24 protein-coding genes, 2 tRNA genes and 1 riboswitch are annotated in these 26,396 nt (G+C 67.3%); of the genes, 17 read left to right on the forward strand and 9 right to left on the reverse strand.

The annotated features are described in order from the left end of the window. Nucleotides 1-5 precede the first annotated feature (5 nt). The 5 genes from L1787_RS07060 (at nucleotide 6) to L1787_RS07080 (ending at nucleotide 4,114) form a co-directional block, all read left to right on the forward strand. Nucleotides 6-761: an ABC transporter permease gene (locus L1787_RS07060; protein ID WP_235707981.1), complete on the forward strand. Its 756-nt coding sequence runs from the start codon at nucleotides 6-8 to the stop codon at nucleotides 759-761. A gap of 2 nt (nucleotides 762-763) precedes the next feature. Next, complete coding sequence (locus L1787_RS07065; RefSeq protein ID WP_235707982.1) at nucleotides 764-1,537, forward strand: ABC transporter ATP-binding protein; 774 nt, start codon at nucleotides 764-766, stop codon at nucleotides 1,535-1,537. 7 nt (nucleotides 1,538-1,544) lie between these two features. Further along, nucleotides 1,545-2,318, forward strand: coding sequence for an ABC transporter permease (locus tag L1787_RS07070; protein WP_235707983.1), 774 nt, complete (start codon nucleotides 1,545-1,547; stop codon nucleotides 2,316-2,318). Nucleotides 2,319-2,341: 23 nt separating this feature from the next. Next, on the forward strand, nucleotides 2,342-2,989 hold the full coding sequence (locus L1787_RS07075) for a polysaccharide deacetylase family protein (protein ID WP_235707984.1): 648 nt from the start codon (nucleotides 2,342-2,344) through the stop codon (nucleotides 2,987-2,989). A 96-nt stretch (nucleotides 2,990-3,085) separates the two neighbouring features. Further along, nucleotides 3,086-4,114 (forward strand): 5-methyltetrahydropteroyltriglutamate--homocysteine methyltransferase, encoded by a 1,029-nt coding sequence (locus L1787_RS07080; RefSeq protein WP_235707985.1) that lies wholly within the window; start codon nucleotides 3,086-3,088, stop codon nucleotides 4,112-4,114. An 18-nt stretch (nucleotides 4,115-4,132) separates the two neighbouring features. Here the strand turns inward: L1787_RS07080 and L1787_RS07085 are convergent, their stop codons facing one another. The 3 genes from L1787_RS07085 to L1787_RS07095 all read right to left on the reverse strand — a co-directional run bounded on the left by L1787_RS07085 (nucleotide 4,133) and on the right by L1787_RS07095 (nucleotide 7,301). After that, nucleotides 4,133-5,461, reverse strand: coding sequence for an NAD(P)/FAD-dependent oxidoreductase (locus L1787_RS07085; protein ID WP_235707986.1), 1,329 nt, complete (start codon nucleotides 5,459-5,461; stop codon nucleotides 4,133-4,135). 90 nt (nucleotides 5,462-5,551) lie between these two features. After that, entirely contained in the window at nucleotides 5,552-6,034 is a 483-nt protein-coding gene (locus tag L1787_RS07090) for an ion channel (RefSeq protein WP_235707987.1), read from the reverse strand. A gap of 64 nt (nucleotides 6,035-6,098) precedes the next feature. Further along, nucleotides 6,099-7,301, reverse strand: coding sequence for a cation:proton antiporter (locus tag L1787_RS07095; protein WP_235707988.1), 1,203 nt, complete (start codon nucleotides 7,299-7,301; stop codon nucleotides 6,099-6,101). 326 nt (nucleotides 7,302-7,627) lie between these two features. Between L1787_RS07095 and L1787_RS07100 the strand changes: the two genes are divergently transcribed. The 3 genes from L1787_RS07100 (at nucleotide 7,628) to thiE (ending at nucleotide 9,789) form a co-directional block, all read left to right on the forward strand. Further along, nucleotides 7,628-7,945: an SH3 domain-containing protein gene (locus tag L1787_RS07100; protein WP_235707989.1), complete on the forward strand. Its 318-nt coding sequence runs from the start codon at nucleotides 7,628-7,630 to the stop codon at nucleotides 7,943-7,945. A gap of 309 nt (nucleotides 7,946-8,254) precedes the next feature. Then, a riboswitch (TPP riboswitch) is annotated at nucleotides 8,255-8,350 on the forward strand. A gap of 39 nt (nucleotides 8,351-8,389) precedes the next feature. Next, the gene (thiM, locus tag L1787_RS07105) at nucleotides 8,390-9,163 is read left to right on the forward strand and encodes a hydroxyethylthiazole kinase (protein WP_235707990.1); all 774 of its coding nucleotides are present in this window, start codon (nucleotides 8,390-8,392) and stop codon (nucleotides 9,161-9,163) included. Further along, a complete protein-coding gene (gene thiE / locus L1787_RS07110; RefSeq protein ID WP_235707991.1) occupies nucleotides 9,160-9,789 on the forward strand; it encodes a thiamine phosphate synthase in 630 nt (209 codons plus the stop codon). Before thiM ends, thiE begins: the two co-directional genes overlap by 4 nt. A gap of 226 nt (nucleotides 9,790-10,015) precedes the next feature. Here the strand turns inward: thiE and L1787_RS07115 are convergent. Beyond that, nucleotides 10,016-10,090: transfer RNA gene (locus tag L1787_RS07115), tRNA-Asn, on the reverse strand. Nucleotides 10,091-10,154: 64 nt separating this feature from the next. On the opposite strand from L1787_RS07115, the gene cobU reads away from it, so the two are divergent. The 4 genes from cobU to cobO are packed head-to-tail and all read left to right on the forward strand — an operon-like array spanning nucleotide 10,155 to nucleotide 15,920. Next, nucleotides 10,155-10,691, forward strand: a complete 537-nt coding sequence (gene cobU / locus L1787_RS07120; protein ID WP_235707992.1) for a bifunctional adenosylcobinamide kinase/adenosylcobinamide-phosphate guanylyltransferase — start codon at nucleotides 10,155-10,157, stop codon at nucleotides 10,689-10,691. Beyond that, on the forward strand, nucleotides 10,688-11,692 hold the full coding sequence (gene cobW / locus L1787_RS07125) for a cobalamin biosynthesis protein CobW (protein ID WP_235707993.1): 1,005 nt from the start codon (nucleotides 10,688-10,690) through the stop codon (nucleotides 11,690-11,692). Before cobU ends, cobW begins: the two co-directional genes overlap by 4 nt. Continuing rightward, complete coding sequence (cobN, locus tag L1787_RS07130) at nucleotides 11,692-15,312, forward strand: cobaltochelatase subunit CobN (RefSeq protein ID WP_235707994.1); 3,621 nt, start codon at nucleotides 11,692-11,694, stop codon at nucleotides 15,310-15,312. Before cobW ends, cobN begins: the two co-directional genes overlap by 1 nt. Continuing rightward, on the forward strand, nucleotides 15,309-15,920 hold the full coding sequence (gene cobO, locus L1787_RS07135; RefSeq protein ID WP_235707995.1) for a cob(I)yrinic acid a,c-diamide adenosyltransferase: 612 nt from the start codon (nucleotides 15,309-15,311) through the stop codon (nucleotides 15,918-15,920). Before cobN ends, cobO begins: the two co-directional genes overlap by 4 nt. Nucleotides 15,921-16,029: 109 nt before the next feature. On the opposite strand, the gene L1787_RS07140 is transcribed toward cobO, so the two are convergent. Beyond that, nucleotides 16,030-16,287 (reverse strand): YMGG-like glycine zipper-containing protein, encoded by a 258-nt coding sequence (locus tag L1787_RS07140; protein WP_235707996.1) that lies wholly within the window; start codon nucleotides 16,285-16,287, stop codon nucleotides 16,030-16,032. 132 nt (nucleotides 16,288-16,419) lie between these two features. On the opposite strand from L1787_RS07140, the gene L1787_RS07145 reads away from it, so the two are divergent. Further along, a complete protein-coding gene (locus tag L1787_RS07145; protein ID WP_235708038.1) occupies nucleotides 16,420-17,883 on the forward strand; it encodes a cobyric acid synthase in 1,464 nt (487 codons plus the stop codon). Here the strand turns inward: L1787_RS07145 and cbiB are convergent. The 4 genes from cbiB to L1787_RS07165 form a co-directional block, all read right to left on the reverse strand. Beyond that, complete coding sequence (cbiB, locus tag L1787_RS07150) at nucleotides 17,856-18,773, reverse strand: adenosylcobinamide-phosphate synthase CbiB (RefSeq protein ID WP_235707997.1); 918 nt, start codon at nucleotides 18,771-18,773, stop codon at nucleotides 17,856-17,858. The two genes, L1787_RS07145 and cbiB, sit on opposite strands and share 28 nt — an antisense overlap. Next, nucleotides 18,770-19,747 (reverse strand): threonine-phosphate decarboxylase CobD, encoded by a 978-nt coding sequence (cobD, locus tag L1787_RS07155; RefSeq protein WP_255720311.1) that lies wholly within the window; start codon nucleotides 19,745-19,747, stop codon nucleotides 18,770-18,772. Before cobD ends, cbiB begins: the two co-directional genes overlap by 4 nt. A gap of 219 nt (nucleotides 19,748-19,966) precedes the next feature. Continuing rightward, the gene (glnA, locus tag L1787_RS07160) at nucleotides 19,967-21,376 is read right to left on the reverse strand and encodes a type I glutamate--ammonia ligase (protein ID WP_235707998.1); all 1,410 of its coding nucleotides are present in this window, start codon (nucleotides 21,374-21,376) and stop codon (nucleotides 19,967-19,969) included. Between the two features lie 44 nt (nucleotides 21,377-21,420). Beyond that, nucleotides 21,421-21,759 (reverse strand): P-II family nitrogen regulator, encoded by a 339-nt coding sequence (locus tag L1787_RS07165; RefSeq protein ID WP_235707999.1) that lies wholly within the window; start codon nucleotides 21,757-21,759, stop codon nucleotides 21,421-21,423. A gap of 195 nt (nucleotides 21,760-21,954) precedes the next feature. Here L1787_RS07165 and L1787_RS07170 point away from each other — a divergent pair, with 195 nt between their 5' ends. The 4 genes from L1787_RS07170 (at nucleotide 21,955) to L1787_RS07185 (ending at nucleotide 26,164) form a co-directional block, all read left to right on the forward strand. Next, nucleotides 21,955-23,415 (forward strand): NAD(P)H-hydrate dehydratase, encoded by a 1,461-nt coding sequence (locus L1787_RS07170; RefSeq protein WP_235708000.1) that lies wholly within the window; start codon nucleotides 21,955-21,957, stop codon nucleotides 23,413-23,415. A gap of 44 nt (nucleotides 23,416-23,459) precedes the next feature. Next, nucleotides 23,460-23,544, forward strand: a tRNA-Leu gene (locus tag L1787_RS07175). 542 nt (nucleotides 23,545-24,086) lie between these two features. Further along, nucleotides 24,087-25,529, forward strand: coding sequence for a trigger factor (gene tig, locus L1787_RS07180; RefSeq protein ID WP_235708001.1), 1,443 nt, complete (start codon nucleotides 24,087-24,089; stop codon nucleotides 25,527-25,529). An 11-nt stretch (nucleotides 25,530-25,540) separates the two neighbouring features. Next, nucleotides 25,541-26,164: an ATP-dependent Clp protease proteolytic subunit gene (locus L1787_RS07185; RefSeq protein WP_235708002.1), complete on the forward strand. Its 624-nt coding sequence runs from the start codon at nucleotides 25,541-25,543 to the stop codon at nucleotides 26,162-26,164. The last annotated feature ends 232 nt before the right edge of the window (nucleotides 26,165-26,396 follow it).

Consider the following 26,396-nt stretch of genomic DNA (forward strand, 5'->3'; position numbering starts at 1 on the left):
ACGCCATGCTGCGATTTCGCTCCATCTGGTTCGCGCGCCTCGCGATCATCCTCGCATTCTTCGCATTGTGGGAAATCGCACCGCGCGTCGGGCTCATGAACGAACGGCTCCTGCCGCCCTTGTCGGACGTGATCGCAGCGCTCATCGGCCTGCTCGGCTCGGCGAGCTTTTACCCGCATCTCGGAACGACGCTGTTTCAGACGCTTCTGGCGTTCCTGATCGCGGTGCCCGCGGGGGCGATTCTCGGCATTCTGATCGCCGAGAATCGCTTCGCGAGCGAGGTCTTCAAGCCGCTCGTCTTCTTCATCTTCTCGATCCCGAAATCGATCTTCCTGCCGATGTTCATCCTCGCCTTCGGGATCGGCCTCACCCAGAAGGTCGCCTTCGGCGTCTTCTCCACGATCTTCATCGTGATGATGACGGCCTTCGCGGCGATCGCCTCGGTGAAGGAAGAGCACCTGCGCGTCGCCCGCTCCTATGGCGCGTCGACGATGCAGGTCGTCCTCCGCGTCTATCTGCCGAGCATGACGCCGGTTCTCCTCGAAGCGGTGCGGCTCGCCATGATCTTCAACTTCACCGGCATTCTGCTGGCCGAGATGTATGCCTCGCGGCGTGGTCTCGGCAATCTGATCGGCACCTGGGGCATGAGCTTCCAGCTTGATCAGCTGCTTGCCGCCATCATCCTGATTTCCGGACTGTCCATCGTGTTCAACGAGACCATTCGTGCTCTCGAGCTGCGCCTAGAGCATTGGAGGGGTTGAGAATGCCGGCTGCCACCGACGGCACCGTTGCCGTCTCATCCCTCAGCCACACCTACGGCGCCGAGAGCGGTGAGGGCACGCTCGCCCTCCAAGACATCGACTTTTCCGTCGCGAAGGGACGCTTCGTCTCGATCGTCGGCCCGTCGGGCTGCGGCAAGTCCTCGCTCCTGATGATGCTCGCCGGTCTGCGCCATCCGACGAGCGGGGAAATCCTGTGCGGCGGCGCACCGGTCAAGAAGCCGGATCCCGAGCGGATCGGCGTCGTCTTCCAGGAGGCGAGCCTCTTTCCGTGGCTGTCGGCCCGCAAGAATGTGGAGTTTCCGCTCTCCTTGCGCGGCGTGCCGCAGAAGGTCCGTACCGAGAAGGCGCTGCATGCGCTCGAACTCGTCGGCCTCAAGGATTTCGCCGAACGGCTGCCGCACGAGCTGTCGGGCGGCATGAAGCAGCGCGTCTCGATCGCGCGCGGCCTCGTCCAGGATCCGCAGATCCTGATGATGGACGAGCCGTTCGCCGCGCTCGACGAGCAGACCCGCTTTTCGATGGGCGACGAGCTCCTGCGGATCTGGGACGAGACGCACAAGACGATCCTGTTCGTCACGCACAGTCTCAGCGAAGCGCTCTACCTCTCCGACGAGGTGCTTGTGATGTCTGCCCGTCCCGGCCGGATCATCGATCGGATCGAGGTGGACCTGCCGCGGCCGCGCACGTTCGAGGTTATGTCGAGCCCCCGCTTCGTCGAGCTGCGCGAGCGGATCTGGCAGCAGATCAGGCACTGATATGCGCATGACGCCCGCCCACGTACGCTGGCTGCTCCTCCTCGTCCTTCTGGTCCTGTGGGAGGCCTTGCCGCGCGCCGGTGTCGTTCCGACACTGTTCCTGCCGACATTGTCCGGCTCGCTCCTCGCCCTGTGGCAGGACAAGGCGGAGTATTTCGCGAACCTCCTCGTCACGCTCAACGAAGTCCTGATCGCGCTCATTTTCGCGTGCGGGGGCGGCGTGCTCCTCGGCCTCGTCATCGGAGCGTCGGGCGTGATGCGGCGCCTCATGCTGCCGCTCGCCTCGAGCCTCTTTGCGGTGCCGTTGGTTGTGCTCTATCCGCTGTTCACCGCCTGGTTCGGGATCGGCTCGGAATCGAAGATCGTGTTCGCGAGCGTCTACGGTCTCTTGCCGACCCTTCTCGGCACCGCCGCCGGCGTTCAGACGATCGACCACCACCTCGTGACGGTCGCCGCCAGTATGGGCGCGAACCGGCGCCAGCAGATCCTGCGCGTCTATGTCCCGGCGACCATTCCGACGGTGCTCGCCGCGCTGCGTATCGGCGGCGCGCTCGTGATCGTGGGCGTCGTCGTCGCCGAAATGCTGACCTCGTCGGCGGGGATCGGCTTCCTCATTTCGCGCTACCGCACGCTCCTCGACAGCGAGAACGTGTTCGCCGCGATCCTTCTCGTCCTCTTTCTCGCCATCGCCTTCGACGCGATCGTCCAGTTTGTGGAACGCCGCACCGCAGGTTGGCAGCGCAGCGGCCAAGGGACGGGCGACGGGGCGTCGTTCGCCTGACCGGCGGCAACGGAGGTTGACCCATGAAGATCACACTGACCTTCGACAACGGCCCAGACCCCGAGGTGACGCCCGAGGTGCTTTCCGTGCTCAAGGCGCGCGGCCTCCTCGCCACCTTCTTCGTGCTCGGCGACAAGCTGCGCGATCCGGCGCGCCGTGCGGCGTGTGAGCGGGCGCACGGGGAGGGGCACTGGATCGGCAACCACACCTTCAACCATCTCGTCCCGCTCGGACTGTCGTCCCAGCCGGACATCTCGACCCGTGAGATCGCCCGCACCGAGGCGCTGATCGGCGACCTTGCCCATCCCGACAAGTTGTTCCGCCCGTTCGGCGGCGGCGGCAATCTCGGCGACAGCCTGCTCGACGGGCCCGCCTTCGAATTTCTCCAGCGCGAGCGTTACACGCTCGTCCTGTGGAACGCGGTGCCGGGGGATTGGGCCTATCCCGATACCTGGGTCGATCGCGCGCTCGATGCGTGCCGCGAAAACGATTGGACGGCGCTCGTGCTCCACGATCTGCCGACCGGGGCGATGGCGCATCTCGACGCCTTCATCGCCCGCGCCGCCGACGAGGGTGCGACCTTCGTTCAAGACCTACCACCGGATGTCGTCCCGATGCGGCGCGGCGAAATCGTCGGCCCGGTACGGCAATACGTGAACGCCGCGGCCTAGCGGCATTTCCATCGCGAGGACGGCCGAGCCGGCGCGCCATCGCGCGCCGCAAGGTGATCCCTCGTGCGCAACACCAAGAGTCCAAGGAGCGACCAGATGTACGATAAGCTTTTCCCGACCACTCTCGTCGGAAGCTACCCGCAACCGGCTTGGCTCGTCGATCACAGCAAGCTGCGGGGTAAGACGCCGCCCCGCGTTCGCGACATGTCGCTCTGGAAGGTCGACGAGGCCGATCTCGTCGAAGCGCAGGACGCGGCGACGCTCGCCGCCGTGCAGGATCAGGAAGACGTCGGCCTCGACATCGTGACCGACGGCGAGATCCGCCGCGAGAGCTATTCCAACCACCTTGCGACCGCGCTCGATGGTGTCGACCTTCTCGTTCCTGGCACGCGCACCGACCGGACGGGCCGCACCATCGAAGTGCCGCGCGTCACCGGCCCGATCGCCCGCCGCGAGAAGGTGATGGCGCGCGACGCGGCATTTCTGCGCAAGGCCACCAAGCGCCTCACCAAGATGACGCTGCCCGGCCCGTTCACCATGACGATGCAGGCCAACAACGAATATTATGACGACGAGGAAGCGCTCGCGATGGCTTATGCGGACGTGATCCGCGAGGAGGTCGCCGACGTCTTCGCCGCCGGGATCGACATCGTCCAGCTCGACGAACCCTATATGCAGGCCAATCCCGAGAAGGCGAAGCAGTTCGCCGTGAAGGCGATCAACCGCGCGCTCGAAGGGGTGAAGGGCCGGACCGCGATCCACATGTGTTTCGGCTACGCCTATATCGTCGAGGACAAGCCGGCGGGGTACGCGTTCCTCCGCGAACTCGAGGACTGTGCGGCCGACGAAATCTCGATCGAGGTCGCCCAGCCGAAGCTCGACCTTTCCATCATCGACGGGATGAAGAAGAGCTTCCTCATCGGCACGCTGGACCTTGCCCGCAAAGATGCCGAGAGCGCCGACGAGGTCGCCGCGACGCTGCGCACCGCCGCCCAGCACATCACGCCGAAGCAGATCATCGCGGCGCCGGATTGCGGGCTGAAATATGTCCCGCGCGAGCTCGGGCTCGCCAAGCTCGCCGCTCTTGTCGATGGCGCCGCGAGGGTTCGGGCCGAGTTCGGCTGATCCCAGCGGGGGCGCGGCTCAGGCCGCGTCCCGTTTCTCGACCTCCGGCGTTTCGGCGCGGGCGCGTTCGATCGCCTCGTGCGGGTCGCCGGTGATGAGGCGGGCAAGGCGCAGATCGCGCGTGTGGATCCAGAACCAGTTGAGCGCGACGCGAAGGCGCGAGGGCAGGCCGATCAAGAAGTAGATGTGGACGATGCCCCACAGCCACCAGGCGATCGCCCCGCGCAGCTTGATGCGTCCGAAATCGGCGATCGCGCTGCGCCGCCCGATCTGCGCGAGGCTGCCGGCATGTCTGTAGCGGAACGGCGGAGGGGCCGGTTCGCCGGCAAGGCGCGCCTTGATGAGGCCCGCCACATAGTGGCCTTCCTGTTTGGCGGCCGGGGCGATGCCGGGAACGGGCGTTCCGTCGGAATCCGAGAGGGTGACGGTGTCGCCCACCGCGAAGATATCGGGATGGCCGGGCACGGTGAGATCCGCCGCCACCGCGATCCGCCCGGCCCGGTCGGCCTCGACACCGAGCCAACCGGCGGCGGGTGATGCCCGCACGCCCGCCGCCCAGATGACCGTGCGGGCCGGAAGGTGCCTGTCGGCGAGCCGCACGCCCTCGGCATCGCAATGCGTCACCGGCGAATCGAGGATCACCTCGGCGCCCAATGTTTCGAGCGAACGGGCGGCGTAGGCGGATAGGTCCGCGTCATAGCCTTGGAGGATGCGCGGGCCGGCCTCGGCGAGGATCACGCGGGCGCGCGAAGTCTCGATGAAGCGAAACTCCGCGGGCAGCGTATCGCGCGCCATCTCGGCGATCGTACCGGCGAGCTCCACCCCGGTCGGCCCACCGCCGACGACCACGAAAGTGAGCCACGCGGCGCGCTCGGCCGGATCGCTCGCGAGTTCGGCCTTCTCGAAGGCGAGAAGGATGCGGCCGCGAATTTCCGTCGCGTCCTCGATCGTCTTGAGGCCGGGCGCGAACGGCTCCCATTCGTCGTGTCCGAAATAAGCGTGCCGGGCGCCGGTCGCGAGGACGAGCGTGTCGTAGGGCAGGCGCGCGCCGCTCTCGAGGCGCACCTCGCGTGCGGGCACGTCGACCCCGATCACGGTGTCGAGGCGTGTCGTCGCGTTCTTCTGGTGCCGCAGGATGTGGCGCAGCGGCCAGGCGATCTCCGACGGCGCGAGCGAGGCCGTCGCCGCCTGGTAGAGGAGCGGCTGGAAGATGTGGTGATTGCGCTGGTCGACGAGGGTAACGTCGACCTCCGCCTTCGCGAGGCCGATGACGGCGGCGTGCCCACCAAAGCCGCCGCCGACGACGACGACGCGGTGACGCAACGGGGCGCCGGGTTGATCGATCATGTGATCTCCTCCGACCGTTCGCGCGATAACTCCCTTGATATGGGCCGAACGCGCCTTGCTGCCAGGCGCGCCGGTCCCCCTCCGGCGCGTTCAGGGGGTGGTCTGTTGCCGCCCGTCTTCGTCGGTCTCGCCATAGAGGCGGGCATAGCGCTCGGCGAGGGGGTGGAGGAGCGTGCTGATCACCCAGAAGAGGATGCTGGTCGACAATCCCAGCATCAGAACCCCGTGCGCCGCCGCGAGCGGCCCCAAAATCGCGTGCGGCCCCGTCAGGACGACGTTGCCATAGCCGACGGTCGTGAAGCTCGTCAGCGCGAAATAATAGGCGAGCTCCAGCGTGTCGAAGGCGCCGATGAGAACGAAGACGATGCCCCAGACGAGCACTTGAAGGAGATTGCCGAGGAGGAGGCAGGCGACGACCACGCTCACGAACGCGGTGTCGTGCAGGAAGGTCTTGCGGCCATGAACCCGTCCGTGCGCCCAATGGAAGAGGCGGAAGAACACGGAGAACAAGGCGCTATAGATCACGGTGCAGCCGGCGATCACGGCAAGGCCGAGAAGGATCATGTCATCCATCGATGAGGTTGGTGGCGCGTCATGCTAGCCATTTTCGTCGCGCGTCGCAGTTGAGACAGAGGTGTCAGCCCGGTTTGGGCTCGTGGCCGGCGAGCCAGCGGGCGAGCGGTGTCGCCGTCGCGCCGTGACAGAGGACGCTGAGGCCGATCGTCACCACGGCGACCTGATTGATCAGTGTCGCCGACTGCGTCACGGCGTCGATCGCCATGACGGCGAAGACGATGCTCGCCAGCCCGCGCGGACCGAACCAGCCGACGAAGAGCTTCTCCCGCGTCCCGAGGTCGGTGCCGGAGAGGCTGAGCCAGACCGGCAGCATCCGCACGACGGTGAGGCTGAGGATCGCGTAGACGACGACCTCGACGCGCAGGTCCGAGAGAACCGGCCCGATCGCCGCGGCGCCGAAGAGCACCCAGAGCGCGAGGGCGAGCGTATCTCCCAGCCCTTCGGCCGCCTCGATGAGGGGCTCCCTGTGCCGTCCCTCGAGGGCGCCGAAGGCGAGGCCGGCGACGAAGCAGGCGATGAATCCGCTGCCCCCGATCTGTTGGGCGGAACCGAAACAGGCGAGTGCGAGCGCCGGCACCAGCACCTGACGCCAGCTCACCGAAATCCAGCCGCGTGCCGAGGCTGCCCCGATCGCACGCACCGCAAGGATGCTGAAGATCAGCCCGATGCCGATGCCGAGCCCGATCTCGCGCGCCGCCACCTGAAGGGCGAAGAGGCCGACCCCGCGATCGCCGATCGAATCGGTCGCGATGGCGAGGGCGACGAGGAAGAAGGGCACGCAGATCCCATCATTGAGCCCGCTCTCGACATTGAGCGCGGTGCGGATCCGGTTGGGGACGGCCGGATTGGTGACGACCGCCTTGCCGAGGGCGGCGTCCGTCGGACTGAGCGCGATTGCCAGCACGGCGATCTCGGCAAGGCCCGCGCCTGGAAACAGAACCCACCCGGCGAGGAAGCCGAGCCCGATCGTCAGCGGCAAGCCGCCGAGGAGGAGGCGCTGCGGCAGGGAGCGGATCTTCCGCAGCTCCGTCATGTCGGTGTTCGAGGCATCGGTGAAGAGGACGAGGGCGAGCGCGAGCTCGGCGAGGATCCGCAGATCCTCCGCCTCGATCCCGACCTCGAGGAGGCCGAAACCATATTGGCCGAGCATCAATCCGATCACAGCGAAGAGGACCGCTCCGGCGAAGGGGGTGCGTTCGACCGCATTGGCGCTCGCGCCATAGACGAGCACGATCAAGGCGAGGACGGTCACCGTTTCATACATGAGGCCGTGTTCTCCCGATCGCTTTCGTCACGCAGAGCCGCGATGGAGTCGGCGTGCCGGCGTGGGGGCGAGGCCGTCCAGGCAACAAGGTTCGATGTCGCCCCGCGATAGTCGGTGATTCGCCGCGCGTCCAATTCTCACAGCGCAGGTCTGTGCAAAAGGCAACACGCAAAGGTATGGGGAAGATCAGATTGCAACGAAGACGCCGGGAACACAGCGGGAAGACAAGGGAAGGCCACGGTGAAGCGCATTGCATTAAAGTCTACTGTCGCCGTTGTGCTGCATTTCCTCTAGTCAAGCGAAAAAGGATGCGGTAGCGTCATCAGATGCTTACGAGCATTCGCATAATTGTCGGGGTCGGCCTCGTCCTCGCCGCCACAGCCGCGTGGTCGGATCAGATCGACGCCCTCTCTTTGTCGTCCGACGCCTGGTTGCGCGAGGGCCCGTCGACGGCTGACCGGCGCATCACCGGCGTCTCCCGCGGGACAGCCGTCCTCGAAATGGCCGATGCCGAAACCCTCGCCGAAGACCTCCGGGACCGTTGGGTTCAGGTCTACGTCCTCGAAGGACGAGCCGCCGGCCGCGAGGGGTGGATCTGGGGCCGTCTGATCGGCTGCTGCAAAGCCCACGAATGGCTCGACTGACGGCATGTGAGTCCCCGGTCCGGGAACGTCGTTTGCCAATCTCCACCGCCGCAAATCCAGTCTAGAAACCGCGCGCCGACCCACCGCGCGCCGATGACCTGCGTCATGGCGTCATCGGCGACGGCCTTCGCCGCGCCGCGCCGCGTGGACCGGCGAACACGCCCGCCTCAACCAGAACGCGCCCGTCCGAATCTCGCTGTGCGCCGGCCGTGTCCGTCAGGGCGGGCGGGCCATTGGCGCGACCGCCCTCGATCGGCGTCGCCGCGCTGCCGGGCGGGCTGACAGCGGGGCCCACGCGCCCTATTGTCCACGGACCGACGGGGGCGTCCGGGCGACCGGGCTGAGAAGCACCCTTGGAACCTGAACCAGATCATGCTGGCGGAGGGAGAGCGGTCGACAGGATAAGCCCGGTCGCATCCTCGCTTTCCCTCCCTTGGAGGAACGATGACGCCTGGCGAGACCCTCACCGCAATGCGAGCCGCGCGGCCGCTCGCCCACACCATCACCAATTATGTCGCGATGAACACCGCGGCGAACGCGCTCCTTGCGGCCGGCGCCTCGCCCGCGATGGTGCACGCGCCGGAAGAAGCCGGCGACTTTGCCGCAATCGCCGGCGCGCTTTCGGTCAATATCGGGACGCTCTCGCCTTTATGGGTGGCGGGGATGAAGGCCGCGATCGCGGGCGCCAAGGGGGCGGGACGGCCCTGGGTGCTCGATCCCGTCGCCCATTTCGCGACCCCCTGGCGGTCCGGCGTAACGCGCGAGCTCCTTGCGGAGCGCCCGACGATCGTGCGCGGCAACGCGTCGGAGATCATTGCCCTGTCCGGGGCATCCTCGGCAGGGCGCGGGGTCGATGCCGGCGATGCCGTCGACGCGGCGCGGGAGGCGGCCGAAGCGCTCGCGCGGGAGACCGGCGGCGTCGTCGCCGTCACGGGCGAGATCGACCTCGTGACGGATGGGGAACGCGCCGTGCGGATCCGCGGCGGGTCGGACCTCATGCCGATGGTGACGGCGCTCGGCTGCGCCCTGTCGGCCCTCACCGGCGCCTATGCCGCCGTCGCCGGTCCGTTCGATGCCGCGCATGGGGCGTGCTGCCATTTCGCGGCGGCCGGCGAGATCGCCGAACGGGGCGCCGACGGGCCGGGCACCTTCGCCGTCCGCTTCATCGACGCGCTCGCGAAGGTGACGCCGGCCGACGTCGAGGGGCGCTCGCAATGAGGCGCTTCGATCTTTCGGTCTATCTCGTCGCCGATCCGGCCATCTGTTCGCTCGGCCTTCTCGAGGCGGTGCGCGAGGCCGTGGCGGGCGGCGTCACGATGGTTCAGCTCCGCGACAAGACGGGCTCGACCGCCGAGCGCACCGCCGCGGCGCGCGCGTTGAAGGGGGTGCTCGCCGGCAGCGGCGTTCCGCTCCTCGTCAACGACGATATCGAGGCGGCGCTCGCGGCGGACGCGGACGGGGTGCATATCGGCCAGGACGACGGCGATCCGCAGACGGTGCGCGATGCGATCGGGCCTGACCGGATCCTCGGCCTTTCGGTCGAGACGGTGGGCCTCGCCCGCGCCGCCCACCCGGCGGCGGACTATCTCGGCGTCGGCCCCGTCTTTGCGACGGCGACGAAGCCCGGACATGCGCCGCCGCTCGGCTTTGAAGGACTTGCCGAGATCGTCGCCGCAACGGATCGGCCGACGGTCGCGATCGGCGGCCTTCAGGCGATCCATGCACCGCGAATCACCGCCGATGGCATAGCCGTCGTCACGGCGATCTGCGCCGCGTCCGATCCGCGCGCGGCGGCGCGGGAGATCGCCGAGGCGATGGCGCGGGCGCGGGCGCCACGGGCGTGAGCGAAAGGCGGTGCGGATCGCGATCGATTCGCGCCGTCCCGCGTCGCCCGATTCGGCCGGCGCTCGGGACCGGCAAGGCGAATCGGCGCAAAGCCACGCCTGCAGAGGGGCGATTGCTTGCGGAACGGATTTTGGAAAGACGGCTGTTATATGGGGTGGGAGCGACCCATTCTCGCCTCCGCTTCAGAGCGGGCTGCGGCGGGCAATGCCTGCAACAGCGAGAAGGTGGCTCCCCGGGCCGGATTCGAACCAGCGACCAACCGGTTAACAGCCGGTTGCTCTACCACTGAGCTACCGGGGAATGACGCCGCGGCGTTGGGGCGATATAGCAACGCTCCCTCAGAGACGCAACACCGGATCGTGACGTGTGTGAATATCCTTTCGTCCTCGTCGTCGGCGGGGCCCGTTCGGGGAAATCTCGATACGCGGAAACCCTGGCTGCCCGCTCCGGCGCGGCGGTCACCTACCTCGCCACCGCCGGTCCGCCTCGGGACGCGGAGATGGCGGAGCGAATCGCCACCCATCAAGCACGGCGGCCGCCGGAATGGTCGACCCGCGAGATCACCGTGTCGATCGCCGAGACCGTGCGGCAGGCGCGCGGTGTCCTCCTCGTCGACTGCATGACGCTGTGGCTCACGAATCTCGTCCTCTCGGAGCGGAATGTCGCAGGGGAGACGGAAACGCTACTCGACGCGATCGCCGCGCGTCAGGCGGCGATCGTCGCGATCAGCAACGAGGTCGGGGAGGGGATCGTGCCGGCGACGGCGCTCGGACGCGCCTTTCGGGATCAGCAGGGTGTGTTAAACCAACGCTTGGCGAGCGCGGCCTCGACCGTCGTGAAGATGGTCGCGGGCTGCCCCCTCATCGTGAAACCCACGAGCCAGCCGGAGCTGACTTTATGAGCCAACGCATTCCCGTCACGATCGTCACCGGTTTTCTCGGGGCGGGGAAGACGACGCTGATCAAGCGCCTGATCGAAGAGGCAAACGGCGCGCGTATCGGTCTGATCGTCAACGAGTTCGGCGATCTCGGCTTCGATGGGGCGATGCTGTCCGGCTGCCTCGATCCCGATTGCGCGGACGATGTCGTCGAGCTCACAAACGGCTGCCTGTGCTGCACCGTGGCGGATGATTTCGTGCCAGCGCTCGAGCAGCTTCTGAACCGTGCCGACCCGCCCGAGCGCATCGTGATCGAGACCTCGGGCCTCGCGCTTCCCCAGCCGCTGATCGCCGCCTTCGCCTGGCCGAGCGTCAAGCCGCGCGTCACGGTCGACGCCGTCGTCACCCTCGTCGACGTGCCGGCCGTCGCGGCGGGCCGCTTCGCGCACGATCCGCAAGCCGTCGAGGCGGAGCGCAAGGCCGACGAATCGCTCGACCATCACACCCCGCTCGAAGAGCTCTTCGAGGACCAGTTGAAGGCCGCCGATCTCGTCGTCCTGTCGAAGACCGGCGATCTCGACAAGGCGACGATCGAGACCGTCCGCAGCACCGTCGCCGGCGAGATCCGCGCCGGTGTCGCGATCGTCGAAGGGGCGAACGCGACCGTCTTCGGCATCGGCGCCGCCGCGGAGGACGATCCGAAGGCGCGCGACGGCCATCACGGCCACGACACCGACCACGAGCACGACGATTTCGAAAGCCGCGTCGTGCCCGCCCGCTTCCCCACAAAGTCGGCGGCGGAGGCGACGCTCGCGCGGCTTGCCGCCGATCCGTCGATCCTGCGCCTCAAAGGGAGCGTTGCGGTGATCGACAAGCCGGCGCCGCTGTTCGTGCAGGCCGTCGGCCCGCGCGTCGAGACATGGTTCGGCCGGCCCCGTTCCGAGCCGACGGGCCTCGTCGTCATCGGGCTCAGCCCCATCGATGACGCGCTTCTGACCGGGCTCGGAGCGCCGAAGGCCGCCTAATGCATCTCCTCGCCGCCGACGCGCAGCGTATCGACGACGGTGAGGAGGCCGTTGACCTCGATCTGACGCCCGCGCCCATCGTCTTCCTGTCGGCTGCCGACGGGGAGATCACCGCACTCGTCCAGGCCGTGCACCGTCATCCCGGCGGGCCGGCTGTTCGCCTCGCGAGCCTCGCCTCGCTCACGCATCCGATGTCCGTCGACCTCCTGGCCGACAAGACGCTGCGCCACGCGAAGGTGATCGCCGTGCGCATCCTCGGCGGCGAAGGGTACTTCGCCTATGGCGTCGAAACGCTGCGCCGGATCGCGGCCGAGACCGGGGCGAGGCTGATCATCGTTCCCGGCGAAGCGGCGTTCGACGAGGCGCTCGCCGCCCGCGGCACCGTTCCGCTGGAGGACGCCCGCCGCTTTCACGCTTATTGCCGCGAGGGCGGGCCGCACAACCGCGACCGCTCGCTCGCTTTCCTGCGCAGCTTCGTGGTGGACGCCCCGCTGCCACCGCCCGCGAGCGCGGTTCCCGCCGCCGGCCTTTACGCGCGCGGCACCGTTCTGCCCGACGCCGCGGGCCTCGACGTCTTCCCGGACGGGGCGCGTGTCGGTCTCGTCTTTTATCGTTCGCACCTGATGGACGGGCTCATCGGCGGGATCGACGCCCTTGTCGAAGGGCTCGCCGCGGCCGGATTGCGCCCGGTGCCGATCTTCGCCTCGAGCCTCAAGGACGAGGTGGCGGCCGCCGTCATCCGCTCCCTCCTCGAAGAGACCGGAGCGGACGTCGTCCTGACCACGATGGCGTTTTCCGCCGGGGGCGCCGGCTCGGCGCTCGACGATCATCGCCGGTTCGTCATCGAGGTCGTCCAGGCAAGCTCCGACATCGCGGCGTGGGAGGAGAGCGCCGCGGGCCTCGGCGTGCGCGATCTCACGATGAGCGTCGTCACGCCCGAGTTCGACGGCCGCGTCCTCTCCCGCGCCTTCGCCTTCAAGCAACGCGCGGAGCGGGATGAGGCGACCGGGGCCTTTCCTGTGGATTTCGCGGCGGTCCCCGACCGCGTCCGCTTCGTCGCCGCGCTCGCGGCCGCACACACGCGCCTCGTCGCGACCGAGGCGGGCGACAAGCGCGTCGCCTTGGTGCTCGCCAATTATCCCGGCAAAGACGGACGCATCGCGAACGGGGTGGGGTTCGACACGCCCGCCTCGACCGTCAACGTCCTCGCCGCGCTCGAAAAGGCAGGATACGACGTCGCCGGCGCGCCGCGCGATGGGGCCGGGCTGATGGAGCGTCTTCTCGCCGGCCGGGCCGATCCGCCGGCGCGGCTTTCCCTTGCAACCTACAAAGCGTGGTTCGCGCGCCTTCCCGGGGCGGCGCGTGAGGCGGTCGAAACCGCCTGGGGCGCGGTCGAAGATGATCCGATGGTGCGTCACGAGGCGATCGCGATCCCCGCGCATCGCTTCGGCAACGCGCTCGTCGCGATCCAGCCGACGCGGGCCTATGAGCGCGATCCGAAGGCGACTTATCACGATCCGGCGCTCGTCCCGACGCACGCTTATCTCGCTTTTTATCTCTATCTGCGCGAAACGTTCGGCGCCCATGCGGTGATCCACATGGGCAAGCACGGCAACATGGAGTGGCTGCCGGGCAAAGCCGTCGGCCTATCGGAAACGTGCTGGCCGGAGATCGCCTTCGGCCCGATGCCGCATCTTTATCCCTTCATCGTCAACGATCCGGGCGAGGGCACGCAGGCCAAACGCCGCGCCCAGGCCGTCATCGTCGACCATCTGACCCCCGCCATGACGCGGGCCGAAAGCCACGGGCGCGCCCTCGAGCTCGAAACGCTGATCGACGAGTATGCGCTCGCCCGCGCCCTCGATCCGAAACGCGCCGAACGACTCGCGGGCGATATTCTGGAGGTCGCCGAACGTCACGGCTTCGCGGCCGACCTCGCGCTCGACCTTGCCGACCGGGACGCCGCGATCGCCGAACTCGATGCCCATATCTGCGATCTCAAGGAGATGCAGATCCGTGACGGGCTTCATATTCTCGGCGAAAGCCCGGCCGGCACCCAGCGGCGCGATCTCCTCGCCGCGATCGCCCGCGCGCCGCGAGGCGGCGGTCCGGCCGACGGCTCGCTATTGCGCGCGATCGCGGCCGATTTCGGCCTCGGCTTCGATCCCCTCGACGCCGCGATGGCCGAGACATGGACCGGTCCGCGCCCCAAGCCGCTCGATCATGCCGAGACGCCCTGGCGGACCGTCGGCGACACGGTGGAGCGGCTCGAGGCCCACGCCGCTCTCCTCCTCGAAGGTGAGGTCGAGCCCGGCGAGACGGCCCGCCCGATCCTCGCCGCGATGGAGACGATCGGCGCGGATCTCGACCGGTCCGGCCCGGCGGAGATTGCGGCGCTTCTCGGCGGTCTTGCCGGACGCTTCACGCCACCGGGGCCCTCCGGCGCGCCGACGCGGGGGCGGCCGGACGTGCTGCCCACCGGCCGCAACTTCTTCGCGGTGGACATTCGCGGCATTCCGACCCGCGCGGCCTGGGCGATCGGCTCGGCCGCGGCCGAGCGGGTGGTGGAGCGATACGTGATGGAAGAGGGCGATTGGCCGCGCTCCATCGTCCTCACCTGTTGGGGCACGGCGAACATGCGCACCGGCGGCGACGATATCGCCCAGGCGCTCGCCCTCATCGGGGCGGAACCGGTCTGGGACGGAGCGCGCCTCACCGGCTTTACCGTGCGCAGCCTCTCCGAACTCGCGCGGCCTCGGGTCGACGTCACGCTCCGCGTGTCCGGTTTCTTCCGCGATGCCTTTCCCGAGCAGATCGCGCTGTTCGATTCGGCCGCCCGTGCCGTCGCCGAGCGCGACGAGCCGGACGACCAGAACCCCGTCCGCGCCCGCTTCCGCGAATCCGGCGGCGAAATTTCCGTCTTCGGCGCGATGCCGGGCGCGTATGGGGCGGGCCTCCAAGCCCTCATCGACACCGGGGCGTGGGAGGGGCGCGCCGATCTCGCCGAGGCCTTCGTCGCCTGGGGGCGTTACGCCTACGGCAAGGGCCGCGCGGGTGACGTTGCCGAGGACGCGCTTCGCCAACGTTTGTCGGGGATCGACGCGGTCGTCCAGGCACAGGACAATCGCGAACACGACATCCTCGACAGCGATGATTATTACCAGTTCGAGGGCGGTCTCGCTGCCGCGGTCGAGGCGGCCTCGGGCCGTGCGCCGGTCAGCCTCCATGTCGACACGAGCCGCGCCGAGCGGCCCGTCGCCCGTACGCTCGCAGAGGAAATCGCCCGCGTCGTGCGTGGCCGGGCGGCGAATCCGAAGTGGATCGCGGGCGTGATGCGGCACGGCTATAAAGGCGCGTTCGAGATCGCGGCGACGGTCGACTATCTCTTCGCCTTCGCCGCGACCACCAACGCCGTCGCCGATCACCACTTCGACCAGGTCTATGAGGCCTATCTCGAAGACGAGGCGGTGGCCGCCTTCCTCGCAGAGGCGAATCGCCCGGCGCTCGAAGAAATTCGCGCCCGGTTCGCCGAAGCGATCGAACGCGGGTTATGGTCCCCCAAGAAGAACAGCGTTCACGCGCGCCTCGACGCGCTCATGACACCCGAGACGAGCCTATGACCGATACCGAACTCGACGCGCGCCATGCCGAGAAGATGCGTAAGAAGAAGGCGGCGCGGGACAAGATCCTTGCCACGAAGACGATCGAGAAGGGTCTCGTCATCGTCCATACCGGCAAGGGTAAGGGCAAATCGACGGCCGCCTTCGGCATGGTGATGCGCGCCGTCGGGCACGGCATGAATGTCGCCGTCGTCCAGTTCATCAAGGGAAAGATCGAGACGGGCGAAAAGGTCGTCCTCGATCGATTCGCCGATCAGGTGACGGTGAAGCGGATGGGCGAGGGGTTCACCTGGGAGACGCAGGACCGTCAGCGCGATATCGCCGCGGCGCAATCGGCGTGGGAGGCGGCGAAGGCGATGATCCTTTCGGGCGACTACCGCATGGTTCTGCTCGACGAGCTCAACATCGTCCTCAGATATGATTATCTCGACGTCGCCGAGGTCGCGGCCTTCTTGCGGGACGAGAAGCCGGATGATGTCCACGTCATCATCACGGGACGCAATGCGAAAGACGAATTGATCGAGATCGCCGATCTCGTCACCGAGATGACGATGGTGAAGCATCCGTTTCGATCCGGCGTCAAACCGCAGCCGGGCATCGAATTCTAGCGCGATGGCACGCCGCTCGCTGGATGGTCGTGAGACCGTCCAGCGAGGCGGGGCCAGCGGAGCGGACCGATGGCCGCTCCGTCGGACCGTCAGGCCCTGGATCTGTCGATCAGGGGCAGACGACGGGTTCGCCGTACTGGTTGACGCAGTTGCGCGGCGCGGTCGCTGCGCCGACGAGCGCACCACCGGCGGCGCTGGCCGCGGCGACGCCGAGGGTCGTGCCGGGGTTGGCACCGGCTGCGGCGGCGATCAGCGCGCCCGTGCCGCCACCAACGGCGCCACCCACCAACGCGCGGTCGGTCTGGCTGTTGCTGTTGCAGGCGGCGAGGCCGGCCACCATCGCCATAGCGAGCAGAACTTTCTTCATCAGTTTACTCCAGGGCTTCTCTCGCCGCGAACCGCGCGGCTAGGACTCTTCAAATCACGGCCCGTCCATTAACGCCAGATGAAGGGACGGTGCGCCATCGGATGAGGTCGGACGATGACCACAGCCTCGTTGATGATCCAGGGAACGGGCTCCGATGTCGGTAAGTCTCTCCTTGTGGCGGGATTGTGTCGCGCCTTTTTCCAGCGTGGGCTTAGGGTTAATCCCTTCAAACCACAAAATATGTCAAACAATGCGGCGGCGACACCTGATTATGGGGAGATTGGCCGGGCGCAGATGCTTCAAGCCCGCGCCGCTCATCGGCCGGCCTCAGTTCACATGAACCCTGTGCTCCTAAAGCCGCAGTCGGAAACCGGCGCACAAGTGGTGGTGCAGGGCCGCGTGATGGCGACGACGGCGGCCCGCGACTATGCCGCCTTGAAGCCGCAGTTGATGGCGCCGGTGCTCGACAGCTTCGCCCGTGTCGGCGAAGGCGTCGATCTCGTCCTCGTCGAGGGGGCGGGAAGCCCGGCCGAGATCAATCTGCGCGCGGGCGATATCGCCAATATGGGCTTCGCGCTCGCCGCCTCCGTTCCGGTCGTCCTGTGCGCGGACATCTCGCGCGGCGGGGTGATCGCCAATCTCGTCGGGACGGCGGCGGTGCTCGAACCGCCGGAGCGGGCGGCGGTGAAGGGCTTCCTGGTCAACAAATTCCGCGGTGATGTGAGCCTCTTTGCGGACGGTGAGCGGGCGATCGCGGAGCGGACGGGCTGGCCCTCGCTCGGCGTCGTGCCGTGGTTCGCGGCGGCGTCCTCGCTCCCGGCGGAGGACACGCTCGGCCTCACGGGCGGCGATGATCGGCGGGACGGGCTCAAGGTGGTGATGCCGCGGCTGCCGCACATCGCGAATTTCGACGATTGCGACCCGTTGCGGCTCGAGCCGGGCGTTGCCTTCCACCTCGTTCCGATCGATGAGCCGCTGCCGGCCGATACCGATCTCGTTCTCCTGCCGGGCTCCAAATCGACCGTCGCCGACACGCGCGCGCTGATCGCGGCCGGTTGGAAGGCCGATCTGACGGCGCATGTGCGACGGGGTGGCCGCGTGATCGGATTGTGCGGCGGCTATCAGATGCTGGGGCGTCTCATCCGCGATCCGGCCGGTCATGAGGGGCCGCCGGGTGAGATCGAAGGGCTCGGTCTTCTCGACATCGTCACCGAACTCAAGGCGCCGAAGACGACGCGCGAGAGCCGCGGCGTCGCGCGCCTTCCGGGGGCGGCGGGAATCGCGGTGTCGGGCTACCGCATCCATATGGGGGTGACGGAGGGGCCGGACACCGCCCGTCCGCTGGTCGAACTCGTGGAGGGGCCGGACGGCGCGATCTCCGCCGACGGGCGCGTGATGGGGGCCTATCTACACGGCCTCTTCGGGGAGGACGATTTCCGCGGCGCCTTTCTCGCTCTATTGGGCACCGCATCCGACCTTCATTATGAGCGTCGGATCGAGGCGACGCTCGATGCGCTGGCGGCGCATCTGGAGGCGTCGATCGACCTCGACCGGCTCTTCGAGATCGCTCAGAAGAGGATCGCGATCAGCGCGTAGAACACAATCTGGAACGCGCCGGCGACGTTGCCGACCCGGATGCCGCGGCGAATGTCCGCAAAGCGCGCCGTCCGCCCGTTCGGATGGAGCCAGACCCCATCCACACGCTCGCCCTCGTAGCTGCGCGGCCCACCGAGGGCGACGTCGAGCCGGTAGGCGAGGGCCGCCTCCGGCCAACCGGCATTCGGGGAGACGTGCATCTCCGCCGTCTCGATGATCCGCTCGCGCAGGCGAAAGAGGCGCGGGGCGGTGAGGGCGATGAGGAATGCGGTGATCCGCGCCGGCACGAAGTTCATCGCGTCGTCGAGCCGGGCGGCCGCCCAGCCGAACGCGCCATGGCGCTCGGTGCGGTGGCCGATCATGGAATCGGCGGTGTTCACCACTTTATAGGCGACGAGGCCCGGCAGACCGCCGATCGCGAGCCAGAACGCGGGCGCGACGACACCGTCCGAAAGGCTCTCGGCGAGCGTTTCGAGGCTCGCGCGCGACACCCCGGCCTCGTCGAGCGTCGAGACGTCCCGGCCGACCACCATCGAGACCGCGGTGCGCGCCTCCTCGATCGTTCCGGCGTCTGCGACACGGGCGACATGCTCATTAAGGCTCTTGTGGGCGATGAGGCTGCTCGCGACCACGCCGATCGCGAGGCTTCCGAGAAGCCCCGGCAGGATGCCGAGAACGCCGGCGAGGAGCGCCACCGGAATGGCGAAGGCGAGGATCGCGGCGGCGATCGCGACAACCCCCTTCGCCTTGCGCGAGCCGCCCCAGTTGAGCGCTTGATCGAGCCAGTCGATCAGCGAGCCGAACCAGGTGACGGGATGGCCGGTGCGGCTCCAGGCGCGCGCCGGATCCCCGAAGATCGCATCGATGACGAGGGCGAAGACGACGCTCATTCGGGCCTTTCTCCGATGTGGGCAAGTGCGGCTTCGAGGCGCGGCAAGGCCTCCCCCGGAAGGCCGATACGGAGCCGCCTCGGGTGCGTGGGGAAGATCCGCGTCCAAATGCCCTCGCGGGCGAGCGCGGCGTGCCAGGCGGCGGCGTCCTCGGTCTCCACGAGGCGGAAGAGGTCCGTCCCGCCGACGACTGTGAGGCCCGCTGTGGCGAGCGCACCGTCGAGCTCGGCCCGCTCCCGCGCGAGGCGCTCCCGCATGGCGGCCGCCCATGGCGCGTCGGCAAGCGCACGGGCGCCGATTTCAAGGGCCGGGCCGGAGACCGCCCAGGGACCGAGCGCGGCCCGCAATGGCGCGATGGCCTCCGCCGGGCCGATCGCAAAGCCGAGACGAAGCCCGGCAAGGCCGTAGAATTTGCCGAAGCTCTTGAGGACCAGGGTGCGAGCTGTCCCGGCGGCGGTCCGCTCGGGGGCGAGATCGCCGAACGCCTCGTCGACGACGAGCGCGATCGCCTCGCTTTGCGTCGCGGCGGCATGGGCGGCGAGGCGGTCGGCGGCGACGAAGCGGCCATCGGGGTTGTTCGGGTTGACGATCACCGTGAGCCCGGTCGCGGGCGCGTCGTCGATCGTCGGCACGGTCGTGGTCGGCGCGTGGCGCGACCAGATCGCCGCGTGCTCCTGGTAGGTCGGGCCGATCACCGTGACGCGGGTGGCGGGTAGGCAATGCGGCAGCCATTGGAGGATCGCTTGCGTGCCGGGCGCGGCGACGATGTCGGCATCATCCGGCACGTGGTAGGCGCGGCGGGCGGCGTCGCGGAGGCGGTCATCGGCCTCGCGTTGCGGCAACGGCCGCAGGACGTCGGGCGCGAACGCGGCGGGATAGGCGTGCGGGTTGATGCCCGTCGAAAGATCGAGGATCGGCCCGTCGCCGCCATGGGCGCGCGCATCGGCCAACTCGCCGCCATGAATGATCGCCAAAACCGTCTCTCCCTTTGCCACAGGGGATGCGCGGCGCGGGCCCGGGCGTCAACGGCGCGGCATCGGGCGGGCGTGGATTTCTGGCACGCGGAGCGTGGGCCCGGCTCAAAAGAAAGGCGGCCCAAAAAGAAAGGCGGCCAAGTCGTTCGACGAGGCCGCCAGTCGAGCGCTTAAGGCGCAAGAAAGGAGGAAGGCGGAGCCTTCCTCCGAAGGGTCCGATCAGACCGAGTAATAGAGGTCGAACTCGACCGGGTGCGGCGTCATCTCGTACCGCATGTTCTCTTCCATCTTGAGCTCGATGTACGCGTCGATCTGGTCGTCGTCGAACACGCCGCCGGCCTTCAGGAAGTCGCGGTCGGCATCGACGGCGCCCAGCGCTTCGCGCAGCGAGCTGCAGACGGTCGGGATGCCGAGGAGCTCTTCCGGCGGAAGGTCATAAAGATCCTTGTCCATCGGGTCGCCCGGATGGATGCGGTTCTTGATGCCGTCGAGGCCGGCCATGCACATCGCCGCATAGGCGAGATAGGGGTTCGCCGACGGATCCGGGAAACGGACCTCGAGGCGCTTGCCCTTCGGCGAAGACGCGATCGGAATACGGCAGGAGGCGGAGCGGTTGCGCGCCGAGTAGGCGAGGAGGACCGGCGCCTCATAACCCGGGACGAGACGCTTATAGGAGTTCGTCGACGGGTTGGTGAAGGCGTTGAGGGCCTTCGCGTGCTTCAGGATACCGCCGATATAGAACAGGCAGTTTTCCGAAAGGTCGGCATAAAGGTTGCCGGCGAAGGTCGGCTGACCGTCCTTCCAGATCGACTGGTGGACGTGCATGCCCGTGCCGTTGTCGCCGAAGACCGGCTTCGGCATGAACGTCGCCGTCTTGCCGTAGGCGTTCGCGACCTGATGCACGACGTACTTGTAGATCTGCATCTTGTCGGCGATGAGGGTCAGCGTGTCGAACTTGAGGCCGAGCTCGTGCTGGGCTGCCGCCACCTCGTGGTGGTGCTTTTCGACGGTGACGCCCATTTCGGTCATGACCGAGAGCATCTCGGAGCGCATGTCCTGGGCCGAATCGATCGGCGGCACGGGGAAGTAGCCGCCCTTCGTACGGGGACGGTGGCCGAGATTGCCCGTCTCGTACTCGGTCGACATGTTGGAGGGCAGCTCGGACGAATCGAGCTGGAAGCCCGTGTTGTACGGATCCGCGGCGAAGCGGACGTCGTCGAACACGAAGAATTCGGCTTCCGGGCCCATGGTGATGGTGTCACCGAAGCCGCCGGACTTCACGTAGGCCTCGGCCTTCTTGGCCGTGGTGCGCGGGTCGCGGTTGTAGGCCTCGCCGGTCGACGGCTCCAGGATGTCGCAGAACAGCGCCATCGTGGTCTGCGCGAAGAACGGGTCGATATGGGCGGTTTCGGGATCCGGCATGAGGATCATGTCGGACTCGTTGATCGCCTTCCAGCCAGCGATCGACGAACCGTCAAACATCGTGCCATCGGCGAAGATGTCTTCGTCGATCATCGTCACGTCCATCGTGACGTGTTGCATTTTGCCGCGCGGATCCGTGAAGCGCAGATCGACGAACTTTACATCTTTATCTTTGAGGTCTCTCAGGACTTCTTGCGCTGTGCTCATTGGCAATCGCTTTCTATGGGCTTCTGACGCTTCTGGTGGTGGGGTTAGATGGCGTCCTCACCGGACTCTCCAGTCCGGATCCGGATAGCGCCCTCGACAGGGAGGACGAAGATCTTGCCGTCACCGATCCGGCCTGTCTGCGCGGCAGTGCGGATGGCCTCCACGGCCGCCGGCAGCAGACTATCAGGCACGATGAGTTCGATCTTCACTTTCGGAAGGAAATCAACAACGTACTCAGCACCGCGGTACAGTTCGGTGTGGCCCTTCTGGCGTCCGAAGCCGCGAGCTTCGAGCACTGTGATGCCCTGGAGCCCGACGTCTTGCAGCGCCTCCTTCACCTCATCGAGTTTGAACGGCTTTATGATGGCTTCGATCTTCTTCATAAGACCCCGTTGGGCGGCATACGGGAGGTCATCCGTCCGCTGGCATACGGAGGAATGCACGCTGTGTGCCAGATGCCGAAATCAGCGTTATGGGTTCAAAACGGGCATGTGCCCGAGCTGGTGGCAGCTTTTGTGATTATTATTTAGTCGGAGTGATTACAAGATGTGCACATTGTTCGGGTGTCAGGGATTTTTATGATCGAACTCCCCACCCCGTACGAGATGAGCCTCGCCGATCGGAAAACCGCTGAGGCGGGCACCTCGATCGCGACGCTGATGGAGCGGGCCGGCTATGCCGTCGCCGATCTCATCGCCGCCGAAGTCGGCCATGGCGCGCGGATCGCCGTGCTCGCGGGGCCCGGCGACAATGGCGGTGACGCCTTCGTCGCCGCGCGCATATTGCGCGAGCGGGGCTATCATGTCGCACTCGTCGATCTCGCGGGTGAGGCGGGCTCCGATGCCGCACGCGCGGCGCGCACCGCCTACCGGGGGCCGCATATCGAGCCGGACGGGCCGGAGATCGACGAGGCGGGCGTCGTCATCGACGGCCTCTTCGGCGGCGGCCTCTCGCGCGATATAGAGGGCGTCTTTGCCGCGCTCATCGAGCGGGTGAACGCGGCGGACGGCCGGGTGTTCGCGATCGATCTGCCGAGCGGGATCGACGGGGCGACCGGCGCCGTGCGCGGCGTCGCCATTCGCGCGCATCGGACGATCACCTTCGAACGGCGCAAGCCCGGCCACCTTCTGATGCCCGGCCGGGCCCATTGCGGGCGCGTGTCGGTCGCCTCGATCGGGATCGACCCCGCCACCATCGCCGAGCTCGGCTGTCGCACCTTCGCCAACGAGCCGGATCTGTGGAAAGCGGCGCGACCCACACTCGCCGCGGCCGGCCACAAATATGATCGCGGCCACGCCATCGTCCTGTCCGGCCCGATGACCCAGACCGGCGCGGCGCGGCTTTCGGCGATGGCGGCGCTGCGGGCCGGGGCAGGGCTCGTGACGCTCGCATCCCCTGGCGAGGCCCTCCTCGTCAACGCCTGCCACCTCACGACGGTGATGCTCGCCAAGGTCGACGACGCGGACGAGCTCGGCGCGCTGTTGTCCGACACGCGCAAGAATGTCGTCTGTCTCGGCCCCGGTCTCGACCCGGACGAGGCGACGCGCGCGAAGGCGACGGCGGCGCTCGCCTCCGAGGCGGCGGTCGTGTTGGACGCCGGCGCCGTCACGGCCTTCGCCGGGATGGCGGGCGCGCTCGCCGAGGCGATCGGAACGAGCCGCGCCGTCCTCACGCCGCACGAAGGCGAGTTCGGCCGCGTCTTCTCCAAGGATGGCGACAAGCTCGCGCGCGCCCGCGCGGCCGCGGAGCAATCTGGTGCCGTCATCGTCCTCAAGGGGCGTGACACGGTGATCGCCGCCCCGGACGGGCGCGCCGCGATCAACACCAACGCGCCGCCCTACCTCGCGACCGCCGGCTCGGGCGACGTGCTGTGCGGCATCGTGACGGGATTTCTCGCCCAAGGCGTGCCCCCGTTCGAGGCGGCAGCGATGGCGGTCTTCCTCCATGGCGAGACCGCGAGCCGGGTCGGGCCCGCCTTGATCGCCGATGATCTGATCGGCGGCCTCAAGGCCTCGCGGGTCGCATTCGACGGCTTCTAGCGGGGTTTGACCGGCAGCCACTCCCGGCCTTACAGGAAAGGCGCGCGGGTGTGGCGGAATTGGTAGACGCACTTGGTTTAGGTCCAAGCGCCGCAAGGTGTGGGGGTTCGAGTCCCTCCACCCGCACCATTGTTTTCGCTCACGGCGTATCGCTTCGCGGCCTCCGCGTGGGCGGCCAGGGGCCGGCGCGCGGTCGCGCGCTGCTGGGGGCGCGCGAAGAGCTGCTGGGGGCACGCGAAGGGCTGCTGGGCCGGCGCGCGGGCGTGCGCTGCTGGGGGCACGCGAAGAGGTGCGCGTTCGTTTCGCCATTTGCGCGTGTTGTGCGCTGTTGGCGCTCGGGTTGGTTCGGCCTCTGGCAGCGTGGCTTGCGCGGGACGGGCCGGGCGGCCGGGCCGGTATGGGGCGCTTTCGGCCGCTCTTTGGCTTTAAGGGGCGGCGGCTTTGTGGTGGGCTGACGAACCCCCTTGCTTTCCGCCCCGAATGGGTTCCAGTCTCTCCCCCGAAACGAGGGGTTGGCGAACGCCATGCGGCACCCGATCTGTTCATGAGCGAAGGCGCGAGCGTGACTTGCGAACGTGAACCGAGACGGGGGCCATTGACTTCGCCGGGCGGCGGGGCGACATGAGGCGCCATTCCCCGACAACCTGAAAGTACCTGCGGAAAGTGAGCCCATGGAAGTGACGGAAACCCGCGCGGACGGTCTGCAGCGGGAGCTGAAAGTGGTGGTCCCCGCAGCGGCTCTCGAAGAGCGTCTCACCACCTATCTCGACGACCTCTCGAAGAAGGTGAAACTCAAGGGCTTTCGCCCCGGCAAGGTGCCCATGGCGCACCTCAAGAAGATGTACGGCCGCTCCGCGATGGCCGAAGTCATAAACGACGTCATGTCCGAAAGCGTGCGTGACGCCGTCGAAAAGCGGGACGAAAAGCCCGCCATGCAGCCCGACATCGACCTCAACCAGGATTCGATGCAGGACGTCATGGAAGGCAAGACCGATCTCGCCTTCGACGTGAAGTATGAGATTCTGCCGGAGATCGAAGTCACCGGCCTCGACACGATCAGCATCGAGCGCCCGATCGTCGAGATCGACGCGGCCGAGGTCGACAAGGAAGTCGTCGAGCTCGCCAAGCGCTATCGCGACTATGACGTGGTCGAGCGCGCGGCCGAGGACGGCGATCGCCTCAAGATCGACTTCGTCGGCAAGATCGACGATGTCGCCTTCGAGGGCGGCACCGCCGAGGATATCGACATCGTGGTCGGCCAGGGCCGGTTCATTCCGGGCTTCGAAGAGCAGCTCACCGGCACCAAGGCGGGCGACGAGACGACCGTCACCGTGACCTTCCCGAAGGAGTATGCGGCCGCCGAGCTCGCGGGCAAGGAAGCCGTCTTCGACGTCAAGGTGAAGGAAGTCGCCGCGCCGCAGGACGACAAGATCGACGATTCGCTTGCCGAGAAGCTCGGCATGGAATCGATCGACAAGCTGAAGGAGGCCGTTCGCCTCCAGATGGAGCAGGGCTATGCCGGCGCGACCCGCGCCAAGGTGAAGCGCGCGCTCCTCGACGCGCTCGACGAGCGCTTCAAATTCGCGCTGCCGCAGAAGCTGGTCGATTCGGAATTCGAGACGATCTGGCGCCAGGTCACGAGCGACATGGAGCAGCGCGGCGAGACCTTCGATGCCGACGCCGCCGACGATGCGGACGGCAGCGAGGCGAAGGCGCGTGCGGACTATCAGAAGATCGCCGAGCGCCGCGTGCGTCTCGGGCTGCTTCTGTCCGAGGTCGGCACCAAGGCCGAGGTTCAGGTGACGGACGAGGAAGTGCAGCGCGCGCTGTCCGAGCGTCTGCGCCAGTTCCCTGGCCAGGAGCGTCAGGTCATCGAGTTCTACCGCCAGAATCCGCAGGCGATCGCGAGCCTCCGTGCTCCGATCTTCGAGGACAAGGTGGTCGACTATCTGCTCGAGCTCGTCACGGTGACCAACAAGGTCGTCCCGCGCGAAGAGCTCCTGCAGGACGACGACCATGACCATGACCATGACCATGATCACCATCACCACGATCATGATCACGACCATGATCATCATCACGATCACGACCACGATCATCACCACGGTCACTAGGCGCGATACCCATGAAAGATCCCGTTGAGTATGCCATGTCGACGCTCGTCCCCATGGTCGTCGAACAGACGAACCGCGGGGAGAGGGCTTACGACATCTTTTCGCGCCTCTTGTCGGAGCGCATCATCTTCATCACCGGTCCGATCGAGGACACGGTGGCGACGCTGGTGTGCGCCCAGCTTCTCTATCTGGAAGCTGACAATCCGAACAAAGAGATCTCGCTCTACATCAACTCACCGGGCGGCATCGTGACGTCGGGCCTCGCGATCTACGACACGATGCAGTTCGTGCGGCCGACGATCTCGACGCTGTGCATCGGTCAGTCCGCGTCGATGGGGGCGATGCTCCTCGCGGCGGGGGAGAAGGACATGCGCTTCTCCCTCCCGAACGCGCGGATCATGGTCCACCAGCCGTCCGGCGGTTTCCGCGGCACGGCGGCGGACATCCAGCTCCAGGCGCAGGAGATCCTGTCGCTGAAGCGCCGCCTCAATGAGATCTATCGCAAGCACACCGGGCAGGCGCTGGATGTCATCGAGAACGCGCTGGAACGCGACAATTATATGACACCCGATACCGCAAAGGAGTTCGGCATTATCGATCAGGTGATCGAGAGCCGGGCCGCGCTTGACAACTAGAGCGTGTTTTTTGCTTGTGTAGGTGGCGAGATCGTGACGTTTCGTGACCCCATCGGTTCGGCAAATCAGATTTTGTAGGCCGTTGGGGACTCACGAACGCGCGCTGTGAGTTTTATGTTTAGTAACGGCTGGATTGGTTTGGTAGCCAATGTGGCTGTTTGCATCGGCACAAGGGCACGTCCAATATGCCGGTGAGGTGTAACGAAACGGCCCCCTGGGCCGGAGTTTGGGT

This window comes from Acuticoccus kalidii (assembly GCF_021556395.1).
In the GTDB taxonomy this organism is placed as follows: Bacteria; Pseudomonadota; Alphaproteobacteria; order Rhizobiales; family Amorphaceae; genus Acuticoccus; species Acuticoccus kalidii.

Coding starts and splice junctions, on each gene's coding strand:
- cobO (WP_235707995.1), top strand. CDS start 15,309: ATGACCGATACCGAACTCGACGCGCGCCATGCCGAGAAGATGCGTAAG.
- L1787_RS07060 (WP_235707981.1), top strand. CDS start 6: ATGCTGCGATTTCGCTCCATCTGGTTCGCGCGCCTCGCGATCATCCTC.
- L1787_RS07090 (WP_235707987.1), bottom strand. CDS start 6,034: ATGGATGACATGATCCTTCTCGGCCTTGCCGTGATCGCCGGCTGCACC.
- L1787_RS07095 (WP_235707988.1), bottom strand. CDS start 7,301: ATGTATGAAACGGTGACCGTCCTCGCCTTGATCGTGCTCGTCTATGGC.
- thiE (WP_235707991.1), top strand. CDS start 9,160: ATGAGGCGCTTCGATCTTTCGGTCTATCTCGTCGCCGATCCGGCCATC.
- cobW (WP_235707993.1), top strand. CDS start 10,688: ATGAGCCAACGCATTCCCGTCACGATCGTCACCGGTTTTCTCGGGGCG.
- L1787_RS07100 (WP_235707989.1), top strand. CDS start 7,628: ATGCTTACGAGCATTCGCATAATTGTCGGGGTCGGCCTCGTCCTCGCC.
- L1787_RS07080 (WP_235707985.1), top strand. CDS start 3,086: ATGTACGATAAGCTTTTCCCGACCACTCTCGTCGGAAGCTACCCGCAA.
- L1787_RS07165 (WP_235707999.1), bottom strand. CDS start 21,759: ATGAAGAAGATCGAAGCCATCATAAAGCCGTTCAAACTCGATGAGGTG.
- cbiB (WP_235707997.1), bottom strand. CDS start 18,773: ATGAGCGTCGTCTTCGCCCTCGTCATCGATGCGATCTTCGGGGATCCG.
- L1787_RS07185 (WP_235708002.1), top strand. CDS start 25,541: ATGAAAGATCCCGTTGAGTATGCCATGTCGACGCTCGTCCCCATGGTC.
- tig (WP_235708001.1), top strand. CDS start 24,087: ATGGAAGTGACGGAAACCCGCGCGGACGGTCTGCAGCGGGAGCTGAAA.
- L1787_RS07085 (WP_235707986.1), bottom strand. CDS start 5,461: ATGATCGATCAACCCGGCGCCCCGTTGCGTCACCGCGTCGTCGTCGTC.
- cobN (WP_235707994.1), top strand. CDS start 11,692: ATGCATCTCCTCGCCGCCGACGCGCAGCGTATCGACGACGGTGAGGAG.
- L1787_RS07075 (WP_235707984.1), top strand. CDS start 2,342: ATGAAGATCACACTGACCTTCGACAACGGCCCAGACCCCGAGGTGACG.
- glnA (WP_235707998.1), bottom strand. CDS start 21,376: ATGAGCACAGCGCAAGAAGTCCTGAGAGACCTCAAAGATAAAGATGTA.
- thiM (WP_235707990.1), top strand. CDS start 8,390: ATGACGCCTGGCGAGACCCTCACCGCAATGCGAGCCGCGCGGCCGCTC.
- L1787_RS07070 (WP_235707983.1), top strand. CDS start 1,545: ATGACGCCCGCCCACGTACGCTGGCTGCTCCTCCTCGTCCTTCTGGTC.
- L1787_RS07145 (WP_235708038.1), top strand. CDS start 16,420: ATGATCCAGGGAACGGGCTCCGATGTCGGTAAGTCTCTCCTTGTGGCG.
- L1787_RS07170 (WP_235708000.1), top strand. CDS start 21,955: ATGATCGAACTCCCCACCCCGTACGAGATGAGCCTCGCCGATCGGAAA.
- L1787_RS07065 (WP_235707982.1), top strand. CDS start 764: ATGCCGGCTGCCACCGACGGCACCGTTGCCGTCTCATCCCTCAGCCAC.
- L1787_RS07140 (WP_235707996.1), bottom strand. CDS start 16,287: ATGAAGAAAGTTCTGCTCGCTATGGCGATGGTGGCCGGCCTCGCCGCC.